The organism is Vibrio sp. RM-41-2B (assembly GCF_024744415.1).
GTDB classification, from domain to species: Bacteria; Pseudomonadota; Gammaproteobacteria; order Enterobacterales; family Vibrionaceae; genus Vibrio; species Vibrio diabolicus.
In genome coordinates this window covers 38,572-59,163 of record NZ_JAMQWD010000003.1, presented here as the reverse complement: position 1 = coordinate 59,163, position 20,592 = coordinate 38,572, and the positions used below count along the sequence as shown (strand labels likewise).

At 44.4% G+C, this 20,592-nt stretch carries 21 protein-coding genes; 6 read left to right on the top strand and 15 right to left on the bottom strand.

The genetic code is table 11. The features are described from left to right. The first annotated feature begins 12 nt into the window (after positions 1-12). Together NB463_RS00355 and NB463_RS00350 are read left to right on the top strand one after the other, a co-directional pair. Positions 13-1,290 carry an L-cysteine desulfidase family protein gene (locus NB463_RS00355; protein WP_258431447.1) on the top strand — a complete coding sequence of 426 codons (1,278 nt, stop codon included), beginning with the start codon at positions 13-15 and terminating at the stop codon, positions 1,288-1,290. A 28-nt stretch (positions 1,291-1,318) separates the two neighbouring features. Next, positions 1,319-1,978: a helix-turn-helix transcriptional regulator gene (locus NB463_RS00350; RefSeq protein WP_005397228.1), complete on the top strand. Its 660-nt coding sequence runs from the start codon at positions 1,319-1,321 to the stop codon at positions 1,976-1,978. Between the two features lie 18 nt (positions 1,979-1,996). Here NB463_RS00350 and NB463_RS00345 read toward each other — a convergent pair whose 3' ends face one another. After that, entirely contained in the window at positions 1,997-2,245 is a 249-nt protein-coding gene (locus tag NB463_RS00345) for a YkgJ family cysteine cluster protein (RefSeq protein WP_025574470.1), read from the bottom strand. A gap of 126 nt (positions 2,246-2,371) precedes the next feature. Then, positions 2,372-2,620 carry a GlsB/YeaQ/YmgE family stress response membrane protein gene (locus NB463_RS00340; protein WP_005397239.1) on the bottom strand — a complete coding sequence of 83 codons (249 nt, stop codon included), beginning with the start codon at positions 2,618-2,620 and terminating at the stop codon, positions 2,372-2,374. Between the two features lie 188 nt (positions 2,621-2,808). Between NB463_RS00340 and NB463_RS00335 the strand changes: the two genes are divergently transcribed. Together NB463_RS00335 and NB463_RS00330 are read left to right on the top strand one after the other, a co-directional pair. Next, on the top strand, positions 2,809-3,249 hold the full coding sequence (locus NB463_RS00335) for a YcgN family cysteine cluster protein (protein ID WP_005384948.1): 441 nt from the start codon (positions 2,809-2,811) through the stop codon (positions 3,247-3,249). A 271-nt stretch (positions 3,250-3,520) separates the two neighbouring features. After that, positions 3,521-5,119 carry a mechanosensitive ion channel family protein gene (locus tag NB463_RS00330; RefSeq protein WP_005397241.1) on the top strand — a complete coding sequence of 533 codons (1,599 nt, stop codon included), beginning with the start codon at positions 3,521-3,523 and terminating at the stop codon, positions 5,117-5,119. 69 nt (positions 5,120-5,188) lie between these two features. Here NB463_RS00330 and NB463_RS00325 read toward each other — a convergent pair whose 3' ends face one another. From NB463_RS00325 to gap, 10 genes are all read right to left on the bottom strand, one after another. Beyond that, the gene (locus NB463_RS00325; RefSeq protein ID WP_258431452.1) at positions 5,189-5,473 is read right to left on the bottom strand and encodes a putative quinol monooxygenase; all 285 of its coding nucleotides are present in this window, start codon (positions 5,471-5,473) and stop codon (positions 5,189-5,191) included. 17 nt (positions 5,474-5,490) lie between these two features. Continuing rightward, complete coding sequence (locus tag NB463_RS00320; RefSeq protein ID WP_258431453.1) at positions 5,491-5,886, bottom strand: VOC family protein; 396 nt, start codon at positions 5,884-5,886, stop codon at positions 5,491-5,493. A gap of 151 nt (positions 5,887-6,037) precedes the next feature. Continuing rightward, positions 6,038-6,337 (bottom strand): ribbon-helix-helix domain-containing protein, encoded by a 300-nt coding sequence (locus NB463_RS00315; RefSeq protein WP_031780613.1) that lies wholly within the window; start codon positions 6,335-6,337, stop codon positions 6,038-6,040. A gap of 136 nt (positions 6,338-6,473) precedes the next feature. Beyond that, positions 6,474-8,051, bottom strand: a complete 1,578-nt coding sequence (locus NB463_RS00310) for an alkaline phosphatase (protein ID WP_258431454.1) — start codon at positions 8,049-8,051, stop codon at positions 6,474-6,476. A gap of 397 nt (positions 8,052-8,448) precedes the next feature. Continuing rightward, the gene (locus NB463_RS00305; RefSeq protein WP_047010122.1) at positions 8,449-8,808 is read right to left on the bottom strand and encodes a hypothetical protein; all 360 of its coding nucleotides are present in this window, start codon (positions 8,806-8,808) and stop codon (positions 8,449-8,451) included. Positions 8,809-9,058: 250 nt separating this feature from the next. After that, entirely contained in the window at positions 9,059-10,006 is a 948-nt protein-coding gene (locus tag NB463_RS00300; protein ID WP_258431455.1) for a ChaN family lipoprotein, read from the bottom strand. Positions 10,007-10,103: 97 nt separating this feature from the next. Beyond that, complete coding sequence (gene rlmA / locus NB463_RS00295) at positions 10,104-10,931, bottom strand: 23S rRNA (guanine(745)-N(1))-methyltransferase (protein WP_258431456.1); 828 nt, start codon at positions 10,929-10,931, stop codon at positions 10,104-10,106. Positions 10,932-11,027: 96 nt separating this feature from the next. Next, positions 11,028-13,064 (bottom strand): methyl-accepting chemotaxis protein, encoded by a 2,037-nt coding sequence (locus tag NB463_RS00290; RefSeq protein ID WP_258431457.1) that lies wholly within the window; start codon positions 13,062-13,064, stop codon positions 11,028-11,030. A 199-nt stretch (positions 13,065-13,263) separates the two neighbouring features. After that, positions 13,264-14,148, bottom strand: a complete 885-nt coding sequence (locus NB463_RS00285) for a D-hexose-6-phosphate mutarotase (protein WP_012841555.1) — start codon at positions 14,146-14,148, stop codon at positions 13,264-13,266. Between the two features lie 158 nt (positions 14,149-14,306). Then, positions 14,307-15,302 carry a type I glyceraldehyde-3-phosphate dehydrogenase gene (gap, locus tag NB463_RS00280; RefSeq protein ID WP_012841556.1) on the bottom strand — a complete coding sequence of 332 codons (996 nt, stop codon included), beginning with the start codon at positions 15,300-15,302 and terminating at the stop codon, positions 14,307-14,309. A gap of 337 nt (positions 15,303-15,639) precedes the next feature. Between gap and msrB the strand changes: the two genes are divergently transcribed. After that, a complete protein-coding gene (msrB, locus tag NB463_RS00275; protein WP_047010128.1) occupies positions 15,640-16,050 on the top strand; it encodes a peptide-methionine (R)-S-oxide reductase MsrB in 411 nt (136 codons plus the stop codon). A 115-nt stretch (positions 16,051-16,165) separates the two neighbouring features. Here msrB and NB463_RS00270 read toward each other — a convergent pair whose 3' ends face one another. After that, positions 16,166-16,987: a DUF2989 domain-containing protein gene (locus NB463_RS00270; RefSeq protein WP_258431458.1), complete on the bottom strand. Its 822-nt coding sequence runs from the start codon at positions 16,985-16,987 to the stop codon at positions 16,166-16,168. A gap of 101 nt (positions 16,988-17,088) precedes the next feature. On the opposite strand from NB463_RS00270, the gene NB463_RS00265 reads away from it, so the two are divergent. Next, positions 17,089-17,373 carry a YeaC family protein gene (locus tag NB463_RS00265; RefSeq protein ID WP_005380700.1) on the top strand — a complete coding sequence of 95 codons (285 nt, stop codon included), beginning with the start codon at positions 17,089-17,091 and terminating at the stop codon, positions 17,371-17,373. A 105-nt stretch (positions 17,374-17,478) separates the two neighbouring features. Here NB463_RS00265 and ansA read toward each other — a convergent pair whose 3' ends face one another. Both ansA and sppA read right to left on the bottom strand, forming a co-directional pair. Next, the gene (ansA, locus tag NB463_RS00260; protein ID WP_046874512.1) at positions 17,479-18,492 is read right to left on the bottom strand and encodes an asparaginase; all 1,014 of its coding nucleotides are present in this window, start codon (positions 18,490-18,492) and stop codon (positions 17,479-17,481) included. A gap of 164 nt (positions 18,493-18,656) precedes the next feature. Then, complete coding sequence (sppA, locus tag NB463_RS00255; protein ID WP_012841560.1) at positions 18,657-20,507, bottom strand: signal peptide peptidase SppA; 1,851 nt, start codon at positions 20,505-20,507, stop codon at positions 18,657-18,659. Positions 20,508-20,592 lie beyond the last annotated feature (85 nt).

The window sequence follows — 20,592 nt, the reverse complement described above, 5'->3', positions numbered from 1 at the left end:
GGAGAACAGAGCATGAACCAGCAATGGACACAATATATCCAAATCATTAAGCAAGTTGTGAAACCTGCATTAGGATGTACAGAACCCATTGCTGCTGCGTACGCGGCAGCAGTTGCTAGAAAAGAGTTGGGCACATCCGATATTGATGCGATAGAGGTGCGTGTTTCAGACAACCTATTTAAAAACTCGATGGGTGTTTTCGTACCCGGAACGGGCAAGATAGGCCTCAAAATTGCCGCCTCAGTTGGTGCATTAGCCGGTGACCCAACAGCAGAACTGGAAGTGTTGGCTCGGATTAATGAGCAGGATGTCGCTGCTGCGCAACAATTGATAGATGAAGAGCGGGTAACTGTAGCGCGCATGGATACGCAAGAATTCATTTATTGCAGCGTAACGCTCACTTCTGGTGACGATGTTGTTTCGGTCACGATCAGTGGCGGTCACACCAACATTCTTCAGATCATGCGTAATGACGACGTGATTTTTGATGCCCCATCACAGCAACGCGTTGCGACCGCTTCCGTTTGTGAAGGTGTAGATATTTCGATCAAACAAATCTATGAGTTTGCCACTCAAGCGCCTTTTGAAGAGATCAAATTCATTCTCCAAGCTGCAGAGCTCAATACCTTGCTGGCTCAAGAGGGTATCGACCGAGGTTACGGCCTAGAAATTGGACGCACGCTAAAAGGCAACATCGAGCAAGGCTTATTGGGTAATGACTTAATGAGTCGCATACAGATGATGACATCCGCGGCGTCTGATGCTCGCATGGGAGGGGCGACGTTGCCAGCCATGAGCAATTTCGGCAGTGGGAACCAAGGTATTGCCGCTACAATGCCAGTTGTAGTTGCCGCAGAAGCATTTCAAAACGACGAAGAACAGCTGGCTCGCGCGTTGATCATGAGTCATTTAGGGGCTATTTACATCAAATCTTATTACCCACCGTTATCCGCATTTTGTGGCAACACTGTTACCAGTGCGGCGGCATCTATGGCGCTGGTGTATTTAGCTGGTGGTACATTCGAGCAATCATGCTACGCCATTCAAAACGTCATCAGCGACAGTTCAGGTATGGTGTGCGATGGTGCGAAGTCCTCTTGTGCGATGAAAGTGTGTACTTCATCGACAACGGCGGTGCGCTCATATTTGATGGCGATGGGTAACCACAGTGTTAAGAATCAAGGTATAGTAGGCGAAGAAGTTGAGCAAACGATAAGAAATGTTGGCTCAATGGTTCGTTTCGGTATGCCGTATACTGACAAATCTATTATCGATATTATGTCGGCCTAACCTCCAGTTTTTGCTAAGGGAAGTAACATTGCTACTAAAGAAACTCACCAAGAGTGATCTCGATATTTTGAACTCTATGAAAAACGTCGTGGATGGCATTGCACGTATGTATGGTGAACACACTGAAGTGGTTCTCCACAGCTTAGATGCCGAAGCGCCGGAAATCATCAAAATCGCAAATGGGCACGTGACGGAACGCAGTGAAGGTGCCCCAATTACCAACTTAGCGAGAATGAAGTTAAGAGAGGGCAAGGACGTTTCTGATTCGTACCTGACGAAAACGTCGAACGGAAAGACCTTGCACTCCATTACGACAATTGTCAGAAATCCAAAAAACAAACCGATTGGTTTGCTGTGTATCAACGTGGATATGGATGCACCGATGCAGGCATTTTTAAAGGCAATGCTGCCTCAGCAACACACCGAGTGTTGTGTTGGTGGTGCTCGCTCACCAGAAACGTTTGCGCGTAATATCGATGAAACCATCATCAGCACGATAGAAACCGTACAAACAGAAGTGTGGGAAAATGAAGCCATTGCGCCTTCTAAACGTAACCGTGAACTGGTGACGCGACTGCACGGCTTAGGCATTTTTAAATACAAAGATGCTGTTTTAATGGTTGCAAACCATCTTGGCATCTCGCGCGATACCATCTACTTGTACTTACGAGAGCTTGGTAACGACTAAACGGGGGCTCTGAATAGATTAAGTAAGTTGCTCTAGCTCAGTGATGTTGTCGAGCGCTTCTTGGTTGGTTTTGCCACACACAACCGGACACGGTTTAAAATCGTGACAAACGTTGGGGCGCTCAGGCTTACCAAACAGCTTACACAAATTATCATCGTTGAGTTGTACGCAACGAACACCTGCTGGTTTGCCCTTGGGCATTCCAGGTATCGGTGAAGAGATACTTGGCGCAATACAGCAAGCTCCGCATCCTAATCGACAATCCATAATGTAAACCTCTTAAAAATTGAGGGGCAATTATGGTCATTTTGACGTGGATTGGAAGAGTCGCCTAAGAAAAAATAAAAAGGAGCACTCAATAGAGTGCTCCTTTTGGCTTTTAAACCGTTGTGATCATCTCAAGAAGCGGTTGTAAACAAACAGCAGAATAAATGCGCCTAGCGTTGCGGTGATGATGCTACCGATATTTACGCCAGTTGCCCCGCCGAAACCCAGAATACCGCCAAGAAAGCCGCCGACAAAGGCACCGGCAATACCGAGTAGCATTGTTGCAATCCAGCCACCCCCATCTTTTCCTGGCATGAGCCATTTTGCGAGTGCACCGGCGATTAAGCCCAAAATAATCCAAGAAATAATACCCATGAAAACTCCTTAATGCCTTCTTGATCAATTGAGTAATGGAAACTCGTTTAAGGATAGAACAGTAAAGCGAAAGTAGTTGAATATCTCTACTGTTATGTGTGAATGATTCGAGATCTTCTCAAAACTTGAACTTTTGCGTCGAGAGGGGTATAAATCGCCCCCTAAATTCCCTTGGTGAGACCTGAAGTATGAGCACTCCATTTTGGCAAAGTAAATCGTTAGAGCAGATGACAGAAGAGGAATGGGAATCTCTCTGTGATGGTTGTGGTAAATGTTGCCTGCATAAGCTAATGGACGAAGATACCGATGAAATCTATTACACCAATGTGGCCTGTAGCTGGCTAAATAGCAAAACGTGTTCTTGTAAGGATTACCCAAATCGTTTTACTTCGGGTGAAGAGTGCACCAAGCTGACGCGCGAAGACATCGACGATTTTACTTGGCTGCCGCATACGTGCGCTTACCGCCTGTTGGCTGAAAAGCAGCCTTTACCAGAATGGCATCCGTTGATTACGGGCTCGAAATCTGCGATGCACGCGGCGGGCGAAAGTGTCCGCAATAAAGTGGTATACGAGATTGATGTGGTGGATTGGGAAGACCATATTCTGAATCACCCCAATCGCCCGTAGTTAAATGTAAACAAGCCTTTCATCTAATAATGAAAGGCTTGTTTGTTATTGGGTTTCTCAACTTTGACGCCCAACTAACGAAATGCTGCTCAGTTTATTATTTAGTGTTGTAAACTTAGGTATATAATTTCAAGGCTTTACACTTCTATTCTTGGTCGTTTTGATCAGAACTGTTCCCTAAGAGGTAAACATGACGTTTCATTTCCCCCAGAAAATACGCCTGACATCTTGGGTGGTATTATTCGCGCTCATCCTCGGTATGATGGCCCCGATGGTCATCAATGCGAAAGATATTCAGGATACGCCAGAGCCCTCTGCTGCCGAAACTTCTATTGATAACTTGAATCGAGAAATTGTGGATTTATCCCAAGGTCTCTCGCAAGCGAGTGGTGATGAGCGCGACGCGCTTCAACTACAGCTGTTCCAAAAAAATGAAGAGTTAAGAAGTCAGTTAGCATCAGCGATTGAACGTGAAACTATCCCTCGTGACAAATTGATCTCCTTGGTTAAAAAGCAGGAAAAATACTCCGAGGACGCCACGAACTATCTGTCGGAAAAAATAAAGAAAGTCGTTGAAGATTTAAATAAAGCCAAGGATGAAGAGAAACTTGCTCTTGTTAATGATTACCGAGAGTTACAGCATTACCTCGATGTCAGCTTCGATTCAAGTTGGCAAAACCTTGCTTGGCTGAAAGAGTTAGGGGCTCAAAATGAGCGCGCAGAAGCGGAACTAAAGGATAAAGTTGATAAACGCATGCGTTTGCTGTCTGCCTCAATTGAGTACTTGAGTCAGCAAAGTGAGATCATCGGCTCTCAACTTTCGTCAAGCCCTGAATCGGAAAAAGCGTCACTGCAGCTAAGTCAGCTTATTACTAAGCAAAGACTGAATATTGCGACGGAAAGCCTACGCAATTTAATTTCGATTGGCGATAAAGTCGGTTTAGAAACGTCCGAATATAAACGCCAAATTTTCGAAGTGACAGGGAATATCACCCACGATTTACTGAATACTAAAGTAGTGTGGTCAATACTGAGCCATTGGTCCAACTCGGCACTAGACTGGTTTGCCGAAAATGCGCCACAGCACATTTTCCAGTTGTTTGTATTTGCGCTGATTTTATTGATAGCTCGTGGGCTTGCGAAGTTAACGCGCAAAGTGGTCAGCAAGGCGGTTTCATCGAAAAACTTAAAACTCTCACACTTGATGCAGGACTTCTTTATCTCAATGTCCGGCAAATTCGTGTGGGTGATTGGTATCATGGTGGGCCTATCTCAGCTCGGATTGAACCTAGCACCAATCCTAACCGGTTTTGGTATTGCTGGTGTGATTATCGGCTTCGCCTTACAAGACACCTTGTCCAACTTCGCGGCGGGTATGATGTTGCTTATTTATCGCCCATTTGATGTTGGTGACTTTGTGTATGCTGGTGGTGTGGATGGTAAGGTAAGCCATATGAGTTTGGTGAACACCACAATCCGTACGTTTGATAACCAAATTATTATTGTACCTAACAGTAAAATTTGGGGGGATGTGATTAAGAACGTCACACACGAGCGCATTCGCCGTGTGGATATGGTGTTTGGCATTGGTTATGCGGATGACTTGCTGAAAGCCGAGTCAGTGCTGTCTGATATCATTACTTCTCACCCTGCAGTACTTCGTACACCAGAGCCGATGATCAAAGTGCATACGTTAAACACATCATCTGTAGACTTTATTGTTCGTCCTTGGGTAAAAACTGATGATTATTGGGACGTGTATTGGGATGTGACAAAAGAAGTGAAACTGCGCTTTGACCGAGAAGGCATTTCGATTCCTTTCCCACAACAAGATGTGCATTTGCACATGGTAGAGAAGCAAGACGCGTAATCACAGCCACAACAGTACGAAAAGGCACTCTAGTAAAGAGTGCCTTTTTATTTGCATTAAGCGGTGTTTTTACAGTTCGTTAAAGAACGCCAATTTCGGTTCGCATTCTAACAAGTTGTCGATTTGGCTAATCAAAAGAGAAAAGTGTTCTGTTTTACCATGAAGATCGAACGCTTGTTGGTCTTTAAATTGCTCTTGAAAAACGAAGTGGCACGCATTGTCTTTATCTTGGAATAACTGATAACGAACACAACCTTCTTCATTGCGAGTGGGTTCAAGTGCTCGGGTGAGCACTACTTTCAGTTCCTGTTCTTTTCCCGGTTGTGCGTGAAAGGTAGCAGTCAAGTGAATCATGATGTTTACTCTTTTTGTTATAGGTAACGCCCTTGGCGTTGTAAGAACTCAATTTTGTAACCATCAGGATCAGTCACAAAAAAGAACGTTGCCAAATGCTTTTGTTGGTGATCAAAGGCTTTGATGTCACCCGCTTCAATACCGAGAGATTTAATGCGTTTGTGAGTTTGTTCGATGTCCTCTACGCTGACTGCAAGGTGACCGTAGCCTGAGCCGTGAGTATAAGGCTCAGTTTGATCGTGATTGTGTGTCAACTCTAATTCAAAGCCAGTTTCTTCGTTGGCTAGATAGGTCAGAGAAAAACCATCAAAGATGTATTGGTCTTTGATTTCTAGTTCAAGTACGTCGCGGTAAAATTGTAGAGAACAGTCCAGATCGCTGACTCGGATCATGGTATGAATCATTTTTGTCATGGGTACTCCTTGATAGTCCGCATAGGTTAGCGAGTTCAAAAGGAGTCTGGGTAGTACTCTAGTACGACAAATTAGAACATGCTCAATGGCTTACAACTCTGTTGCATAGCCTAAGAGGGTTATTGGTAGGTTGGTTAGCGGTTGGTTGTTATTAAGTGTTTAGTTGTGTCAGTGCTTGACGAATCGTCTCTTTAGGTTGGCGAGCGTAAGTGAGACAGGCGCAGCGGAGTAGGGAGGCAAAGTTGTTTACTTCACCATTGTATTCGAGCGCTTCTTGATAGACCGTACTAATAAACTTAGGAACAGTCATGTTTTGAGCGTTAGCAATTTCCTCAAGAATCGTCCAAAAGCTCGCTTCAAGTTTTACACTCGTTGCGTGACCATCAATACGGATAGAGCGGGTGATGAACTGATAGTTATCTTGGGGCTGCTTAGCAAATATTTCGCACATTTTTTTCATTCATATAATCAAAGACCTATAATTATTGAGGTTTATTGTTTAAAACGTCAACTATTTTCATGCATAAAAAAACGCTCCCTTATGAGAGCGTTTGAACTTCACGAGTCGTGAAGTAAGTGCAAGCCGATTATTTGATTTGTTGCTTTAAGTACTCACCTAACTGAGAGTGGTGCATGATTTTTGATACCGGAAGGATAGTTTCTGCCGGTCCCCAAGCAAATACGTTGACTGGGGTATGCGTATGAGTACCCGTTCCCCACACTGTGTTTTGCTTTGTTGCATGCTCACGCGCTAGCAAGTTGCCACGGTCGTTGTAAGGAAAGAACGCATCAAAGTCATTGATTGTAGGAACGCTCTCTTCGCTTAAGTATTTGTGTCCTGCGAGTCGGTATGGATTTGGTTTACTTGCTAATACGCGTTCTGCTTGCTCTGGTGTAATCGAAAAATCACTATTTGCATTCACAATTTCTGCAAACTTCTCTGGAGTTTGCTCTTTCTTATCAAGCTCTTGGAATTCGCTGATCATACCGTAGTAGCTTTTCTTCTGGTTGTATAAACCATCGAGGATTTCGAACTGACCAAAGTTGAAGTTTGGCGCGTAATCTTGATTTTTGAATGCTTCGCCATCGCGTTTTTGCGGTTTAGGCAAGTTTGCTGATGAGTAACTAAAGCCGAAAGAACCGGTCTCGTGGTCAGCGGTAACAATGATCAGTGTGTCATCACGGCCTTTTGCCCACTCATAAACCGAGTCTACCGCTTCGTCGAACTTGATCATTTCATGCAGCATCGTACCCGCATCGTTACTGTGGCCAGCCCAGTCAATTTGACCGCCTTCAACCATTAAGAAAAAGCCGTCTTTGTCTTTTGAAAGGATGTCGATTGCTTTGGTGGTCATTTCTTCCAGCGATGGCTGCGTACGTTTTGGATCGTTTTTGCTTTGACTGTAGGCAATACCATCGTTCATGCCCGAGTAAGCAAAAAGTCCAAGTAATTTGTCACCTTTAGCTTGTGTGAGCATATCGCGGCTGAAAGCCAGGTTGTAACCTTGGTCTTGCGCCTCAGTAAGTAAGTTGCGCTCATCTTTACGTTTCGACTTTAGGTAGACATTACCTTCAGTGAGCTTTTCAAGTTGCTCGTATGTCTCTCCCTTGTCGTTTGTCGACTTTGGAATCCAATGACGAAGTCCGCCAGACATCATCACGTCAACGCCAGTTTCTAGCATGTCCGCCGCAATACTGTTTTCTAGAGAACGGTGTGGTTGATGAGCGGCAAATGCGGCTGGCGTTGCATGAGTCATACGTGTATCAGAGACGAGACCCGTAGCCTTACCTTTGCTTTTGGCTTTTTCCAAAATGGTTTCAACGTGGTTGCCTTGGCTATCAATGCCAATGACTTCAGAAGCGGTAGGTATTCCTGTTGCTAGCATCGTTGCGGAGCACGCAGAGTCGACGACAATCGCGTCTTCTGGATTAGTCAGTGATGATCCAATCACACCTTCTTGAGCGAGTTTATACAAAGCGGTAGTTTCGCCTTGGTAAATCGAGTTAGGTGCGTGTTTGGCGTAGGTCTCTAGTAGACCAACTTGTTGAGGCCCCATGCCATCGCCGATCATCAAAATAACGTTTTTGATTTCGGCCGAGAGTGCATTAAAAGAGAGGGTTGATGCTGCCACTGCGGTAACGATTGGAGATACTAAGCGCTTCATTATATTTTCCTTGTTTATTAAAAGCGCTGGCATTAAAACAATGATTTATGACGATTTTGTGTCGGTAATAAAAGTTTAACTAAATTGTCGTCTTTGCTTGGGTTTGTAGAAAAAGTGAATCAACCTCTAACGTTTGTGAATTTAGAAAGAAGAAAGCCCACAAACGTGGGCTTGGATTACGCTTAGGAGTTGAAAGCATGGACTAAAGTTATCCATTCAGTGCCTTCACAAGAAACCTAGTTTAGGGAGCAATAAACGAGTATGCGTTTTAAGGTCATAAGAGCGGTCGAATTGAGGAGTATATAACCTACGTTTACGACATATCGTTCTTTGACGTATCAAATTATGGGCTGCAGTTAGTGATTTATTCAAATAGGATTTATTGTCGTAACGATTATTAGACCAACGCTAATATGATGCCACCGACAGTGAGGGCCGCAGAAAGGTATTGACCCGCAGAGTATGAGCCGTCTTCTTCTTCCTCGATTTTGTCAGGGTGATCCATGCCAAGTGCGCCATGTGTAAAGGACTCCACTTTTTCACCAACAGATTTATCTTCTGCTTCTACTCTCTTACTGTCGTGTTCGATTTGCTGCAGAGCGGCGAGGAGCGCTTTGCCCTCCGTGGACAGTGTCACCTTATTGTGTTCGACTTTTAGCGGCGAAGCGTTGCCTTCCTCTTGTGCAATACTTGTTTGCTTAGAGGCGACAGATTGTTTGGCATAGCTATTAACAGAAGTGCTTCCTACTGGATTCATCGAATACTCCTTGGAACATCGACACTCGGTCACTGAGTGCGGTAAAAAGCAGTTATATTACTATCGGCGGCAAAGTCTATTTCTGAAGCTATTTGGATAAAAACAGGTCTGCTTTTGCCGCTTCTGGTTTCTATTCGTGATCATTAGCAAAAAATAGACCAGCAGGAAGCAGACCGTTGTCACTCTATGAACTCGGAGCACTGTGATGATGCAACGCAACGACAAGGTAGTAACTTAAATTGGAGACCAGCTACTTACATTGAAGGTCGCTATTGCGCTTAGTGAGGTGTTGATATGCCGCCATACGGTGAGCATCTTGTACATATCGTACTGGTGGTGCAAGAACCTCTAACTGATAGTCAGTATTATCGGCAAGCACATTATCTGTTGGGCTAATTACAACTACTTTTAAGCTCGGATTGCGGCTTAAGATGGATGCAGCCGTACCTAACCCTTGCTCGGTATGAAACTTGCCCGCGACATGAACAACCTGAGCACCTGGTTTGGCGGTTAGGTAGTTAACAATAGACTCTGCCATGGTTTCATCCCAAGTTACTTGAGCTGCAAACTGTTTCTCGGTTTGTTCTGGTTTCCCATGATGCATGGATGCCATAAACTTCTCTTTGTATGGACTACTGGCCGTGTTGATGGATTCTGCAATAAACGTTCGCTGCTCATCATCGAGCTTGTTAACGTAGTCTATCCCCTGACGACCAATACATCGGACAATGCCCTTTGGTGCATTCGCTGCAATCACCGGGAGATTTTTCTGCTTAGCAAACTCAACGAGAGGGCGATAGTCGCTCTCATAATTGGGCCAAGCATTGGCTTGTTTCATCAAGTACTGTTCACCGATTTCCCCACGCAGGTAAGCGTCAACAACAGGTTGTTTGTCGCGGGTAAATTGTTCCATTGATAACGCGAGTGGGCGGTCATAAGATGAAAGTTGTTTGAGCATATCGGTTTGAAAGCGATGAACGCCAGCATGTGTGTGCCATTCACCAATAAGAATGACATCTGCTTGTTGCAGCTCTTTTGGTAGCTCGCTTAGAGCGATGTGCTCGCCAGAAGGGGTGTAAAGTTGGTAGTCGTAAAAAGTAGTGACTTCCGCAGAGGTAGGGTGAGAGTTGGTTGATGGAACAGAAGAACAACCAGTAAGTAAGCCAGCAAAGAGCAAGCTTAAAATAGAAAAGCGCATTGAAAAGCCTCCAAAAATGTCCGGATGATATTAATGGAGGCTGAACAATGAATCAATATAAATGATAACTATTTGCGTTTGTTGTCTGCCACTATTATTACAGAGTGGACTTTTTGCGATATACGCGCAGCATAAAATCAGCCTCACATTGATAGAGTGTAGCGGACTTCAACTCTTCACGAAGTGCATCGGTTGCTTTCCATGCGAACGGCGTCATTTGCAATAAATCGAATGCGGCCCCGTCCTTCAAATTCATAACATAGTTAAGATGTTGTTGATGCTCTAATTCATATCCTTCAATATGTTCTGGCTCTTCACTGTGAAGACGAACATCTTGATAAATGCGTTCACGTAGTTGGTATAAGTGACGGCTTGCAGGTGTCACCGTGATGACCACACCGTTCTCTTTTACAACGCGCTGAAGCTCTTCTGCCTTGCAAGGGGCATAAATGCGCAAAATAGCATCTAAGGATTCATTCGCGAAAGGAAGCCGATGGCTAGAAGCGACGCTAAAGTGACACTGTGTGTAGCGCTTCGCCGCATAACGAATCGCAACTTTTGAAATGTCCAATCCATATATCGTCGCATCGTCCGTTTGCGTTTGTATCGTTTTCTGCACTTGATCCGTGTAGTAACCCTCGCCGCAACCAATATCTAATAACTGATGACCGGTTCCCTCAGTGTATTTCGCGCACAGCTGCGCAACCTCTTGGCGCATTGGGTTGTAGTAATTCCCCTCAAGGAATCGACGACGAGCTTGCATCATCTCTTTATTGTCACCAGGATCTTTAGAACGTTTGTGGTGCGCTGGCATCAAGTTAACGTAGCCTTCTTTTGCTAAGTCAAACTGATGATTGTTTTCGCACTTAAACGTTTTTTCATTTAACTCTAGAGCTTGGTGGCATAAAGGGCATTGATAGTTCATGACGATCTCGAACAGAAAGTAGGGCGGCAAATTCTATCAAAAAGCGTGGTCTCAAGTGAAACAAAAAGAGCCGATGGAATCGGCTCATATTCAGTATTAGTGGAAGAAGTCGACTTGCTCTTTCAAGTTCCGAGCTTGTTGTTGCAGTTCAATGGCACTTTGCGAGGTTTTCGCGCTGGTGTCGCGGCTTTCTCGGTTTAGCTCACTGATAGAATGGGCATTTGCAGCAATTTCTTGGGATACTTGCGCTTGCTCTTCTGAGGTCGCAGCAATGGCGTCGGCTTGAGACGCTATCGACTGGACTTGTACTGCGATAGCTTCTAATGCTGTACCCGCGTCTTGTGCTTTGTCTAAGACCTGATTGGCACTGCGTTGGCTGTCAGTCATCATATTAACTGCATTATGAGTAGAGCCTTTTAGCTTCTCAATAATTTCAACAACATCCTGAACTGAGCTTTGTGTACGGTGCGCAAGTGTACGCACTTCATCTGCTACAACTGCGAAGCCACGACCTTGCTCACCTGCTCGTGCGGCTTCAATGGCTGCATTCAACGCAAGTAGGTTGGTTTGCTCTGCAATCTCATCAATCATCTTCGTGACGGTTTGAATACTCTCACTATCGCGATTGACTTGCTCGATAGCCGCTGCTGATTGATCCAATTGATCGTTAAGTTGAGCAACGTCGATACATACGCCTTCAACAATCGCGAGACCAGACTGGCTATCGGTATTTGCTGAGCGTACGTTTTCCGCAATGCTTTCGACTTGTTGTGCGACAGATTGAGCGGAAGAGGCCATTTCTTCAATCGCTGTCACAACTTGCTCGACTTCTTCTTGTTGGCGGTCAGCTTGGGTCAAATTGCTATGGGCATCGTTGGCAACGCTGGTGGAGTTGCTCTCTACTAAGTCGCTTGTGGAACGGATCTTACCAACAAGTTCATTGAGTTGACTTGCCATACTTGCGACACCCGTATTCAGGTTCGTAATTTCATTTTTTGATGCCTTACGAGACGATGGGACGTTCAAGCTGACCTCGCCGCCCGCCAAGCGAGTCATATAGGAGTTTAGAACGGTCAGAGGTTGTAAGCTGCGATTCAAGAAAAGTGTCAGTACAACAAAAGTAATGATTGCTGCTACCGAAGAAATGATGGCGATAAGTTTGAGTAGTGTATCACTGCCTTTGGTCACTTCTTTGATGAACGTACCACCCAGTAGTTTCCAGTTCCAGCCTGGTACTTCGGTAAACACTAAGTACTTTTCGCCGACTGTTGAGCCGAATTGGTAAGGGTAGAGAATTAATCCGCTCTTTTGTTCAAAAATTTTATGGAAAGGCTTATTACCCTCGTAGTCACGAACTTCTGTGATTGAAGGGTCGGTTGCACTTTTGGTCGGATGGAGTAGGTACTTACCAAGATTGTTGTCGTCGTTGTCGACAATGATGGTATAGCCAGTATCGCCCCATTTAATCTCCTCTAGCGCATCGAATAGCGTTTGTGTTGCTTGATCTACAGGCAAACCAATAAACGATAACCCTGCAACTTTTCCTGTAGCATCTTTAATTGGAGAGTAATAGGTAATGTATCGTTCGCCGTACAACTTTATTTGAGCGTAATATGGCTGACCAGCTTTTAGTTGCTGATAACCTGGGTGGTCGAGACCTAGCGTGGTTCCCACTGCTCGTTGACCTTGTGGATCTTTTAGTGAGGTAGATACACGGATAAAGTCATCTCCCAAAGGCGCGAATAAAGTCGCGATAGCACCGGTATCACGTGTGAAGCTATCGACCAGCTTTGTGTCGTTAATTAAGCTTTCACTGTATTGAGTGATGTTTGGTATTTCGTGACCCATGAAATCAACGGTATAGTTTTCGACATAAACACCGGCAAGGTAGCCATTACGAAAAGTGGACTCGAGCACTTTAGCGGTATGCAGATAAGCATCGAATTGGCCAGCAATGGTTTTTGCCATCGACTCTACTTTAGATTGGTGCTCTTTAAGGGTGCTTTCCAATAGAACATCGGAAGCGTTACGGTAAACAAGCGCAGCAATACTGCTGAAAGCAACGAATAGACACAAAGTGATAACCAGCTTTAACTGGAATCCGACACTTTGATTTCGGTATCTCTCTAACATAGATTAGTTCCTGATATTTTTATTATTTATGAGTTTTGTATCGGCATGCTATCGGTTTATATGATCGAATTTTTTGATATTTATTAATGAAATAGTCAAAAGTGACTGATAACCAATAAGTTAGTTGAGAGAGGACCATCTAGTCGGGGCTTTTATTACAAAAAAGGTCGGGTATTCCCGACCTTTGATCTGGTTATAACTACTGCACTGAAATTACAGTGACAAGTTCATGAGTCTCACCTGGCTGGAGCGTTTTACCTTGCTCGATACTTGGAGCGTGAACAGTAGATTCAACACACAGCATGGTTTGGTAACCATCGTCAGCCATATCAGCCATACCTTGTGCACCTTCTGCCCAAGGGTTCCAAAGTACCGCGGAGTTATGACCATGGTTTTCCACGCTTAATGTACGATTCAGTTCCGGATCTTTTACCAAAATTTTCGCTTCTGGTTGCGTGTAAACGCGATCAATGGTGTCTGTGAGTTGCAGAACATCACCACCTTGGCATACCGCATCAGCTTTCAAGCTATCAATGTACTCGGCACCCATGCCTGTTGTTTGTGCTTGCTTAATGTCTCCAACGTTTAGGTAAGTATGTAACGCGCCAGAGAAGGTCCAAGCTTCGTCATCGATGTTCATGACTTTGAGTGTCACTTTTAGCTCATCGCCAACTTCAACCACTAAACGAGCGTCAAACATATGTGGCCAAATATCGTGGATTTCTTCTGTCGGGAACAGAGCAAGTTCAACAATCACGCCGTTATCGTTCTCGCGATGTTCAACCAGCTCCCATTCAGCAGTACGTGCGAAACCATGAGCCGGTGCTGCAATACGGCCAAACCATGGCCAGCAAACGGGAATGCCGCCTCGCAGGGCTTTTTTCCCATCGAAAATCGCCTTCTCGCTCATCCAAATCAAATCTTCATGACCAGCAGGAGTGAACGAAACAACGTGACCACCATGTAAGGATATGCCTGCTGTCGCTTTCTCATGAATAACACGTACTACTTTGACCTGATCAATTTCAACGACAGTAACGTTATCAGATAACACGGTTAGAGCTGGGAGAGTTTTTAAATCCATGTGCTGTTTCCTATCATTGGGGAAAGTAGGGTTTCGACATCCGTCGCAAATACAATGCAACAGCGCCGAGGTATTCTCTCAAATTCCAGATACAAAAAAGGCGACTCTAGAGCCGCCTTTTCTTTAACGAAGTTATTCGCTAATTGCTAACTATCTAATTACTTAGAGATGTGAGCGATTAGGTCTAGAACTTTGTTTGAGTAACCGATTTCGTTGTCGTACCAAGATACAACTTTAACGAAGTTATCAGTTAGAGCGATACCAGCTTTAGCATCGAATACAGAAGTTTGAACTTCACCGATGAAGTCTTGAGATACTACTGCATCTTCAGTGTAACCTAGAACACCTTTTAGTTCGCCTTCAGAAGCTTCTTTCATTGCTGCACAGATAGCTTCGTAAGATGCGCCTTCTTTTAGGTTAACTGTTAGGTCAACTACAGAAACGTTAGCTGTTGGTACGCGGAAAGCCATACCAGTTAGTTTGCCGTTTAGTTCTGGAAGAACAACGCCTACAGCTTTAGCAGCACCAGTTGAAGATGGGATGATGTTTTGAGAAGCACCACGACCACCGCGCCAGTCTTTAGCAGAAGGACCGTCTACAGTTTTTTGGGTTGCTGTAGTAGCGTGAACTGTAGTCATAAGACCAGATTCGATACCGAACTTGTCGTTAAGAACTTTAGCGATAGGCGCTAGACAGTTAGTAGTACAAGAAGCGTTAGAAACGATGTCTTGACCAGCGTAAGTAGCGTGGTTAACGCCCATTACGAACATTGGAGTAGCGTCTTTTGAAGGACCAGTTAGAACAACTTTCTTCGCGCCAGCTTCGATGTGCTTACGTGCAGTCTCGTCAGTTAGGAAAAGACCAGTTGCTTCTGCAACAACGTCAACACCGATTTCGTCCCACTTAAGGTCCGCTGGGTTGCGCTCTGCAGTAACACGTACAGTTTTACCGTTAACGATTAGGTTACCGCCTTCAACTTCAACAGTACCGTTGAAACGGCCGTGAGTTGAGTCGTACTTAAGCATGTATGCCATGTAATCTACGTCGATAAGGTCGTTGATACCTACAACTTCGATGTCAGCACGCTCTTGCGCTGCACGGAATACGAAACGACCGATACGGCCAAAACCGTTAATACCTACTTTGATAGTCATTATAGTTGCTCCACAACTTAATTTCTGATTAAAGATAACTGGTAGTAAAATTACAGAATCCAGTAAACATCTGCAAGTGATAATCGGACTTAACTTGTTTAAAGTCAAAAAAAAGCGACGCTTTTTTTAACAATTCTTCGCAAATGTTCGTTTTTTAAACTTTTAACTGATTCTTCTGTAGTCCAGTTGGCGTAATATAACTGGTGAGATAAGTGCTCTTATCAAATTAATTACGCATGGTGTCCTGGTGAGAAAGTATGTGCTACAACTGTTAAGAGAAGCAAGTTTTTTGCTAAAAAAGTCAATACCAAAAACAGTAAAGAAGGAGCAGAAAGTCGTGGAACAAAACGGGAAAAAAGTGGCGAAGTCAGATGAGCAGTGGCGTGAGCAACTTTCTGAAGAGGAGTTTCGTGTCTGCCGAGAGCAAGGTACAGAACCGCCATTCAGCGGTAAACTGCTGCATAATAAAGAGACGGGTGTTTATGCTTGTACCTGTTGCAATGCCCCTCTCTTCGTCTCTGATAACAAGTATGACTCTGGCTGTGGTTGGCCAAGTTTTGATGCGCCCATAAATGATCAAGCGGTGCGCTATTTAGAAGATCTGAGTCACGGAATGGTACGTACAGAGATTCGTTGCGCCGCATGTGATAGCCATCTAGGACACGTTTTTGAAGATGGCCCACAGACCACGGGTGAGCGTTTTTGTGTTAATTCAGTGTCGTTAATTTTCAACAAATCAGAACAATAACGACAAAATTGTGCTCGATAGTGTTTTATCCTTTCAATACGATTTGTTGTAAGTAGAAAACAGAGTGTAGTTTCACCCAAAGAAAAACTCCCGCCAATTGCGGGAGTTTTTTCGTTTATATCTCTTTGGATATCATTGCTGGAGAGTAGTTCCCTCTCTCTATGGCTTTTGCCACCGATTCAGCTAATTCATCTAGCTGCTGATATTGCTCTGCATGACTAAAATTAAACATACGCTTGAGCTGCTTTTCATCAGCAAGCGGGACGTCGAATCTTTTTGCAACCATTGCCCACAGATACGCGCGCTTTTTTTCTCCAAGCCCTTGATGAATGCTTGCCATTGATTTGAGAATGATCGGATTAAGGTTGTCTTCATCCGATAAAGACAACGCTTTATTCAGCAGTATCAACGTTTTCTTAGCATCTCGATTAGTATAGAAAGTAGCTAATGCATATTGCATCTCAGCAGTATTTAACTTGGGTGAGCCTTCCATTTGTAAAAATGCGCGACGAGCTTGGATGTCACCCGTTTGAGACCACGAAAAATACAAAGTAGCGGGGTCTTCTGAGCCTTTTAACTCGTTTACGATGCGTTCTAGCTCATCAATACTGTGTACCAAAGCGTTAAAACGCTGTCTCTTGAGAGCACTTTGATCAATAGGTGTGATCTGAGAGGCGAGTTCTAAGCATTTCCTATATTCAGCGACCAGACCGTATTCGATAATTTGACTGGCTTCTGATGGATGTTTCAGTTGCTCAAACCGATGCCATACTAAGTTTGTTCTGGGAACTCGACATTGCCCGTCATCCATATTGAGCTGTTTGCAGCGCAGCTCTGGTGTTTTTTGGCACAACTCTTCGGTTGTCACGTTACCTTCGAAACAGCCCGTTAGTGCGAGACTTGTGAGGCCGAGAAGTAACCAGTGTGTTCTTTTCATGGCTTTGCTTGTGATCCGTTACACCAATTCATTTTCGTATTCTTGACTCAGTTTCTTAACCCGTTATGTTCTGTAAATAGAATGTAATAAGAAGGTACATTATGGACGCAGAACAACTATTACAAGCGATGACTCCAGAAGTTTATGATCGCTTAGTCTATGCAGTAGAAACGGGAAGATGGCCTGAGGGTACAACACTTTCTAAAGAGCAGCGAGATTCGTGTATGCAAGCTGTGATGTTGTATCAATCAAAACATAATACTGATGCGCAGCACATGACGGTTGCGGCAGGTGGTGAAATCAGCTTTAAATCGAAGCAAGAACTTAAAAAACAATTTAGCGGAGAAGAGAGCGACATTGTTCGTGTCAATCCGAACATTGATTAAGCGAACCTTTGATTTTTACAGGGTGTCGTTTACCGCTACTACTTTGACTTTAAAAGAAAAAAGCCCAATCTCTATTGGGCTTTTTAGATCGTAGTAAGCTTGAATTTACAGGCTCATCTCACCACGCAGTACTTGCTGCATTCTCTCTTTCACTTCTTCGTAAGAAAGGTTTTGGCTTAGAAGGTAATGCAGTTTTGCTAGTGCCGCTTCTGGCGTCATGTCAAAGCCGCTGATAACTCCAGAGTCTGCCAGTGCACAACCCGTGGCGTAGCCGCCCATATTCACTTTGCCTGCCAAACATTGAGTCAGGTTCACGACAATAACGCCGCGCTCAGAGGCTTCTTTAAGGTGGCCCAGTAGCTCAGGGTTTTGAGGCGCATTGCCCACACCAAAAGTCAACAGAATCATCGCATTTACAGGCTGACGAAGCGTATTACGAATAACTTCATGTGATATACCAGGGTACATGGTGATCACACCGATTGGTTGTGGTGTGATGTTGTGAACCTTAAATTCACCTTCTGGTTGTGCACCAACGGTTACGCTGTTGCTTACTTGAATATTGATCCCGGCTTCCAGTAGTGGAGGAAGGTTTGGTGAAGTAAAGGCATTAAAACCGTCCGCATGAGATTTTGTGCTGCGGTTACCACGCATCAACTGATTATTGAAGAACAAAGTCACTTCGTTGATCGGGTAGTTTGCGGCAATATGCAGAGCATTCAATAGGTTTGCTTGACCGTCAGAACGCAGCTCCGCAAGAGGGATCTGTGAACCTGTAACAATCACTGGCTTGCCAAGATTTTCAAGCATGAAAGACAATGCAGATGCTGTATATGCCATGGTGTCAGTACCATGTAGGATGACGAAACCATCGTATTTGTCATAGTTGTCACGAATATCATCCGCAATCTGCTGCCAGTCGGCAGGCGTCATATCTGATGAGTCAATCAGAGGATCGTATTCGTGGATAGTGTAATCCGGCATTTCAGGACGGTGAAACTCTGGCATGCTTGCTAGTTGCTTTTCCATAAAGCCAGCAACAGGCACATAGCCGTGATCCGATTTTTGCATTCCGATGGTGCCACCGGTGTAAGCGATGTAGATGTGTTTTCTAGTCATCGTTTTTTCTTTCATGTAGGGGAACAGAGGCGGGGATTATATACCTAAATAACCTTGAGATGCGAGGCTATGCGCACAGCATCAGAAAGTCATCTGAGGAGATGTTGAGCGTAATAAAAAGGGCACCTCAAGTAGAGATACCCTTTGCAATATTAATGAAAAAGCTACTGCACTTGGCAGTTCAAACAAAATGCGTATTGACCTTTAGGATCGTTAAAGCTTTGTAGCAAGCTTGCGTCTTGTTCGAACTGTTGAGCTACGGGTTGAAGACTTTTTGGTAGCAAGCTGGTTGCATCGATACCTAGAGAGACTTTCACCTGTTTCATGAACTCTTGTAAAAATAGTTCAGTGGGAGAAAGCGGTTCTTCTACCCAGTAAATGCCGTAATCGGTCACATTCGCCAGTTTTGCCGCTAGCTCTACAGCATCATCAAAGTCACCCATCTGGTCGACAAGACCAAAGGATAGTGCATCTTGACCAGTCCAAACTCGACCTTGAGCGACGTTGTCAACTTCCTCTAGAGACATATCTCGATTCTCGCCAACCAAAGAAATAAAGCGCTTATAACCGTGCTCGATACCTAATTGGAATACTTGAGACGCGCCGTCAGAAAGGCCAGTGGTAATACCGTCACCAGAGAACGGCGATGTGCCAACGCCATCAGTATTAATGCCTAACTTACTAAAGCCTTTTTCAAACGTGGTGATCACGCTAAAGATACCAATGGAACCCGTCAGGGTTGTTGGCTGAGCAACGATCTTGTCTGCGCTCATTGAAATCCAATAACCACCAGAAGCGGCTAAACTCGACATGGATACAACAACTGGCTTGCCTGCTTGTTTCAGTGCTTCTACTTCGTTGCGAATCACTTCAGAGGCAAAGGCACTACCCCCAGGGCTATCTACTCGCAACACGACCGCTTTCACCTTTTCATCATTGCGTGCTTGACGCAACAAGCTTGCGACGGTGTCACCTCCGACAGTACCACGAGGTTGTTGACCATCCATAATCGCGCCACTGGCTAGAACAACGGCGATATCGTGCTGAGGTAGTGTGTAATCAGGGCGAATCGTTGCAAGGTAGTCGTAGTAACCAATCGCGTTGTAGCTGTCTTTGCCGTCACTACCAAACTGCTTTGCAAATAGAGTGCGAATGTCTTGGCGTGTCGCGAGTTCATCAACCAAGCCCAGTTTAACCGCGAGCTGAGCAAGATCACCGTCCACTGACTTCATTTCGTCAATCAGCTCATCCATGGTTGGGTTAAGCACTTTCGCATCAATATTTCGGTTTGTCGTTACGTCATCAACAAAAGCACTCCACAATTGAGTAACCCAACGTGTTGCAGACTCTTTCGCCGCATCGGACATGTCATCACGAATAAACGGTTCGATAGCGGATTTATAAGTACCTACGCGAAAAACATGAGTAGAAACATCAAGCTTTTCCAATAACGTTTTGTAGTACATTGAATAGGCACTGTAACCTTTAATCAATACGCCGCCATCCGGTGCCAGGTAAACTTTATCAGCGTAACTTGCCAAGTAATATTGGCTTTGGTTGTAGAAATCACCTACAGCGTAAACTGGTTTACCTGACGCTTTAAATTCGTTCAACGCTTTCGCGATGTAACGTAATTTCGTGAGATTTGTTTCTGGCATGTCTCGCAGTGCTAGCACTAATCCAGACACTTTAGGATCGTCTTTCGCGTAGCGAATAGTATCAACGATATCGAAAAGGACGTTTTCTTTCGGTAACTCATTGCCCAAAAGGGAACCAGCAAAAGAGTCCATTGGATTTACATAGCGTCTTTGTTCGACAATCGGACCTGAAAGGTTCATCACCAATGCCGACTCTTTTTCGACGACGGGTTGACCGTCTCCGGTATAAGTAAAAGCAAAGTAGAAAACGGCAATCATCAGCAAGAAGATCAGGTTTGCCAGTGCGAGTCTGATAAAGGTGATGCTCTTCCATATCCCTTTAAATATCAAACCAATAAATTTGAAGAGTTTTTTCATCTTGTCTCCATAACGAGATAGTTACGCCGAGTCTAACAAAGTATGGGTTCTTATCTCTAAGATCTCAAAAGATAACATTTTTTTA

Bases quoted from the DNA above. Each gene is read 5' to 3' on its own strand.
- NB463_RS00355 (WP_258431447.1), top strand. From the start codon at position 13: ATGAACCAGCAATGGACACAATATATCCAAATCATTAAGCAAGTTGTG.
- NB463_RS00345 (WP_025574470.1), bottom strand. From the start codon at position 2,245: ATGGATTGTCGATTAGGATGCGGAGCTTGCTGTATTGCGCCAAGTATC.
- NB463_RS00340 (WP_005397239.1), bottom strand. From the start codon at position 2,620: ATGGGTATTATTTCTTGGATTATTTTGGGCTTAATCGCCGGTGCACTC.
- NB463_RS00335 (WP_005384948.1), top strand. From the start codon at position 2,809: ATGAGCACTCCATTTTGGCAAAGTAAATCGTTAGAGCAGATGACAGAA.
- NB463_RS00330 (WP_005397241.1), top strand. From the start codon at position 3,521: ATGGTCATCAATGCGAAAGATATTCAGGATACGCCAGAGCCCTCTGCT.
- NB463_RS00325 (WP_258431452.1), bottom strand. From the start codon at position 5,473: ATGATTCACTTGACTGCTACCTTTCACGCACAACCGGGAAAAGAACAG.
- NB463_RS00320 (WP_258431453.1), bottom strand. From the start codon at position 5,886: ATGACAAAAATGATTCATACCATGATCCGAGTCAGCGATCTGGACTGT.
- NB463_RS00315 (WP_031780613.1), bottom strand. From the start codon at position 6,337: ATGTGCGAAATATTTGCTAAGCAGCCCCAAGATAACTATCAGTTCATC.
- NB463_RS00310 (WP_258431454.1), bottom strand. From the start codon at position 8,051: ATGAAGCGCTTAGTATCTCCAATCGTTACCGCAGTGGCAGCATCAACC.
- NB463_RS00305 (WP_047010122.1), bottom strand. From the start codon at position 8,808: ATGAATCCAGTAGGAAGCACTTCTGTTAATAGCTATGCCAAACAATCT.
- NB463_RS00300 (WP_258431455.1), bottom strand. From the start codon at position 10,006: ATGCGCTTTTCTATTTTAAGCTTGCTCTTTGCTGGCTTACTTACTGGT.
- rlmA (WP_258431456.1), bottom strand. From the start codon at position 10,931: ATGAACTATCAATGCCCTTTATGCCACCAAGCTCTAGAGTTAAATGAA.
- NB463_RS00290 (WP_258431457.1), bottom strand. From the start codon at position 13,064: ATGTTAGAGAGATACCGAAATCAAAGTGTCGGATTCCAGTTAAAGCTG.
- NB463_RS00285 (WP_012841555.1), bottom strand. From the start codon at position 14,148: ATGGATTTAAAAACTCTCCCAGCTCTAACCGTGTTATCTGATAACGTT.
- gap (WP_012841556.1), bottom strand. From the start codon at position 15,302: ATGACTATCAAAGTAGGTATTAACGGTTTTGGCCGTATCGGTCGTTTC.
- NB463_RS00270 (WP_258431458.1), bottom strand. From the start codon at position 16,987: ATGAAAAGAACACACTGGTTACTTCTCGGCCTCACAAGTCTCGCACTA.
- NB463_RS00265 (WP_005380700.1), top strand. From the start codon at position 17,089: ATGGACGCAGAACAACTATTACAAGCGATGACTCCAGAAGTTTATGAT.
- ansA (WP_046874512.1), bottom strand. From the start codon at position 18,492: ATGACTAGAAAACACATCTACATCGCTTACACCGGTGGCACCATCGGA.
- sppA (WP_012841560.1), bottom strand. From the start codon at position 20,507: ATGAAAAAACTCTTCAAATTTATTGGTTTGATATTTAAAGGGATATGG.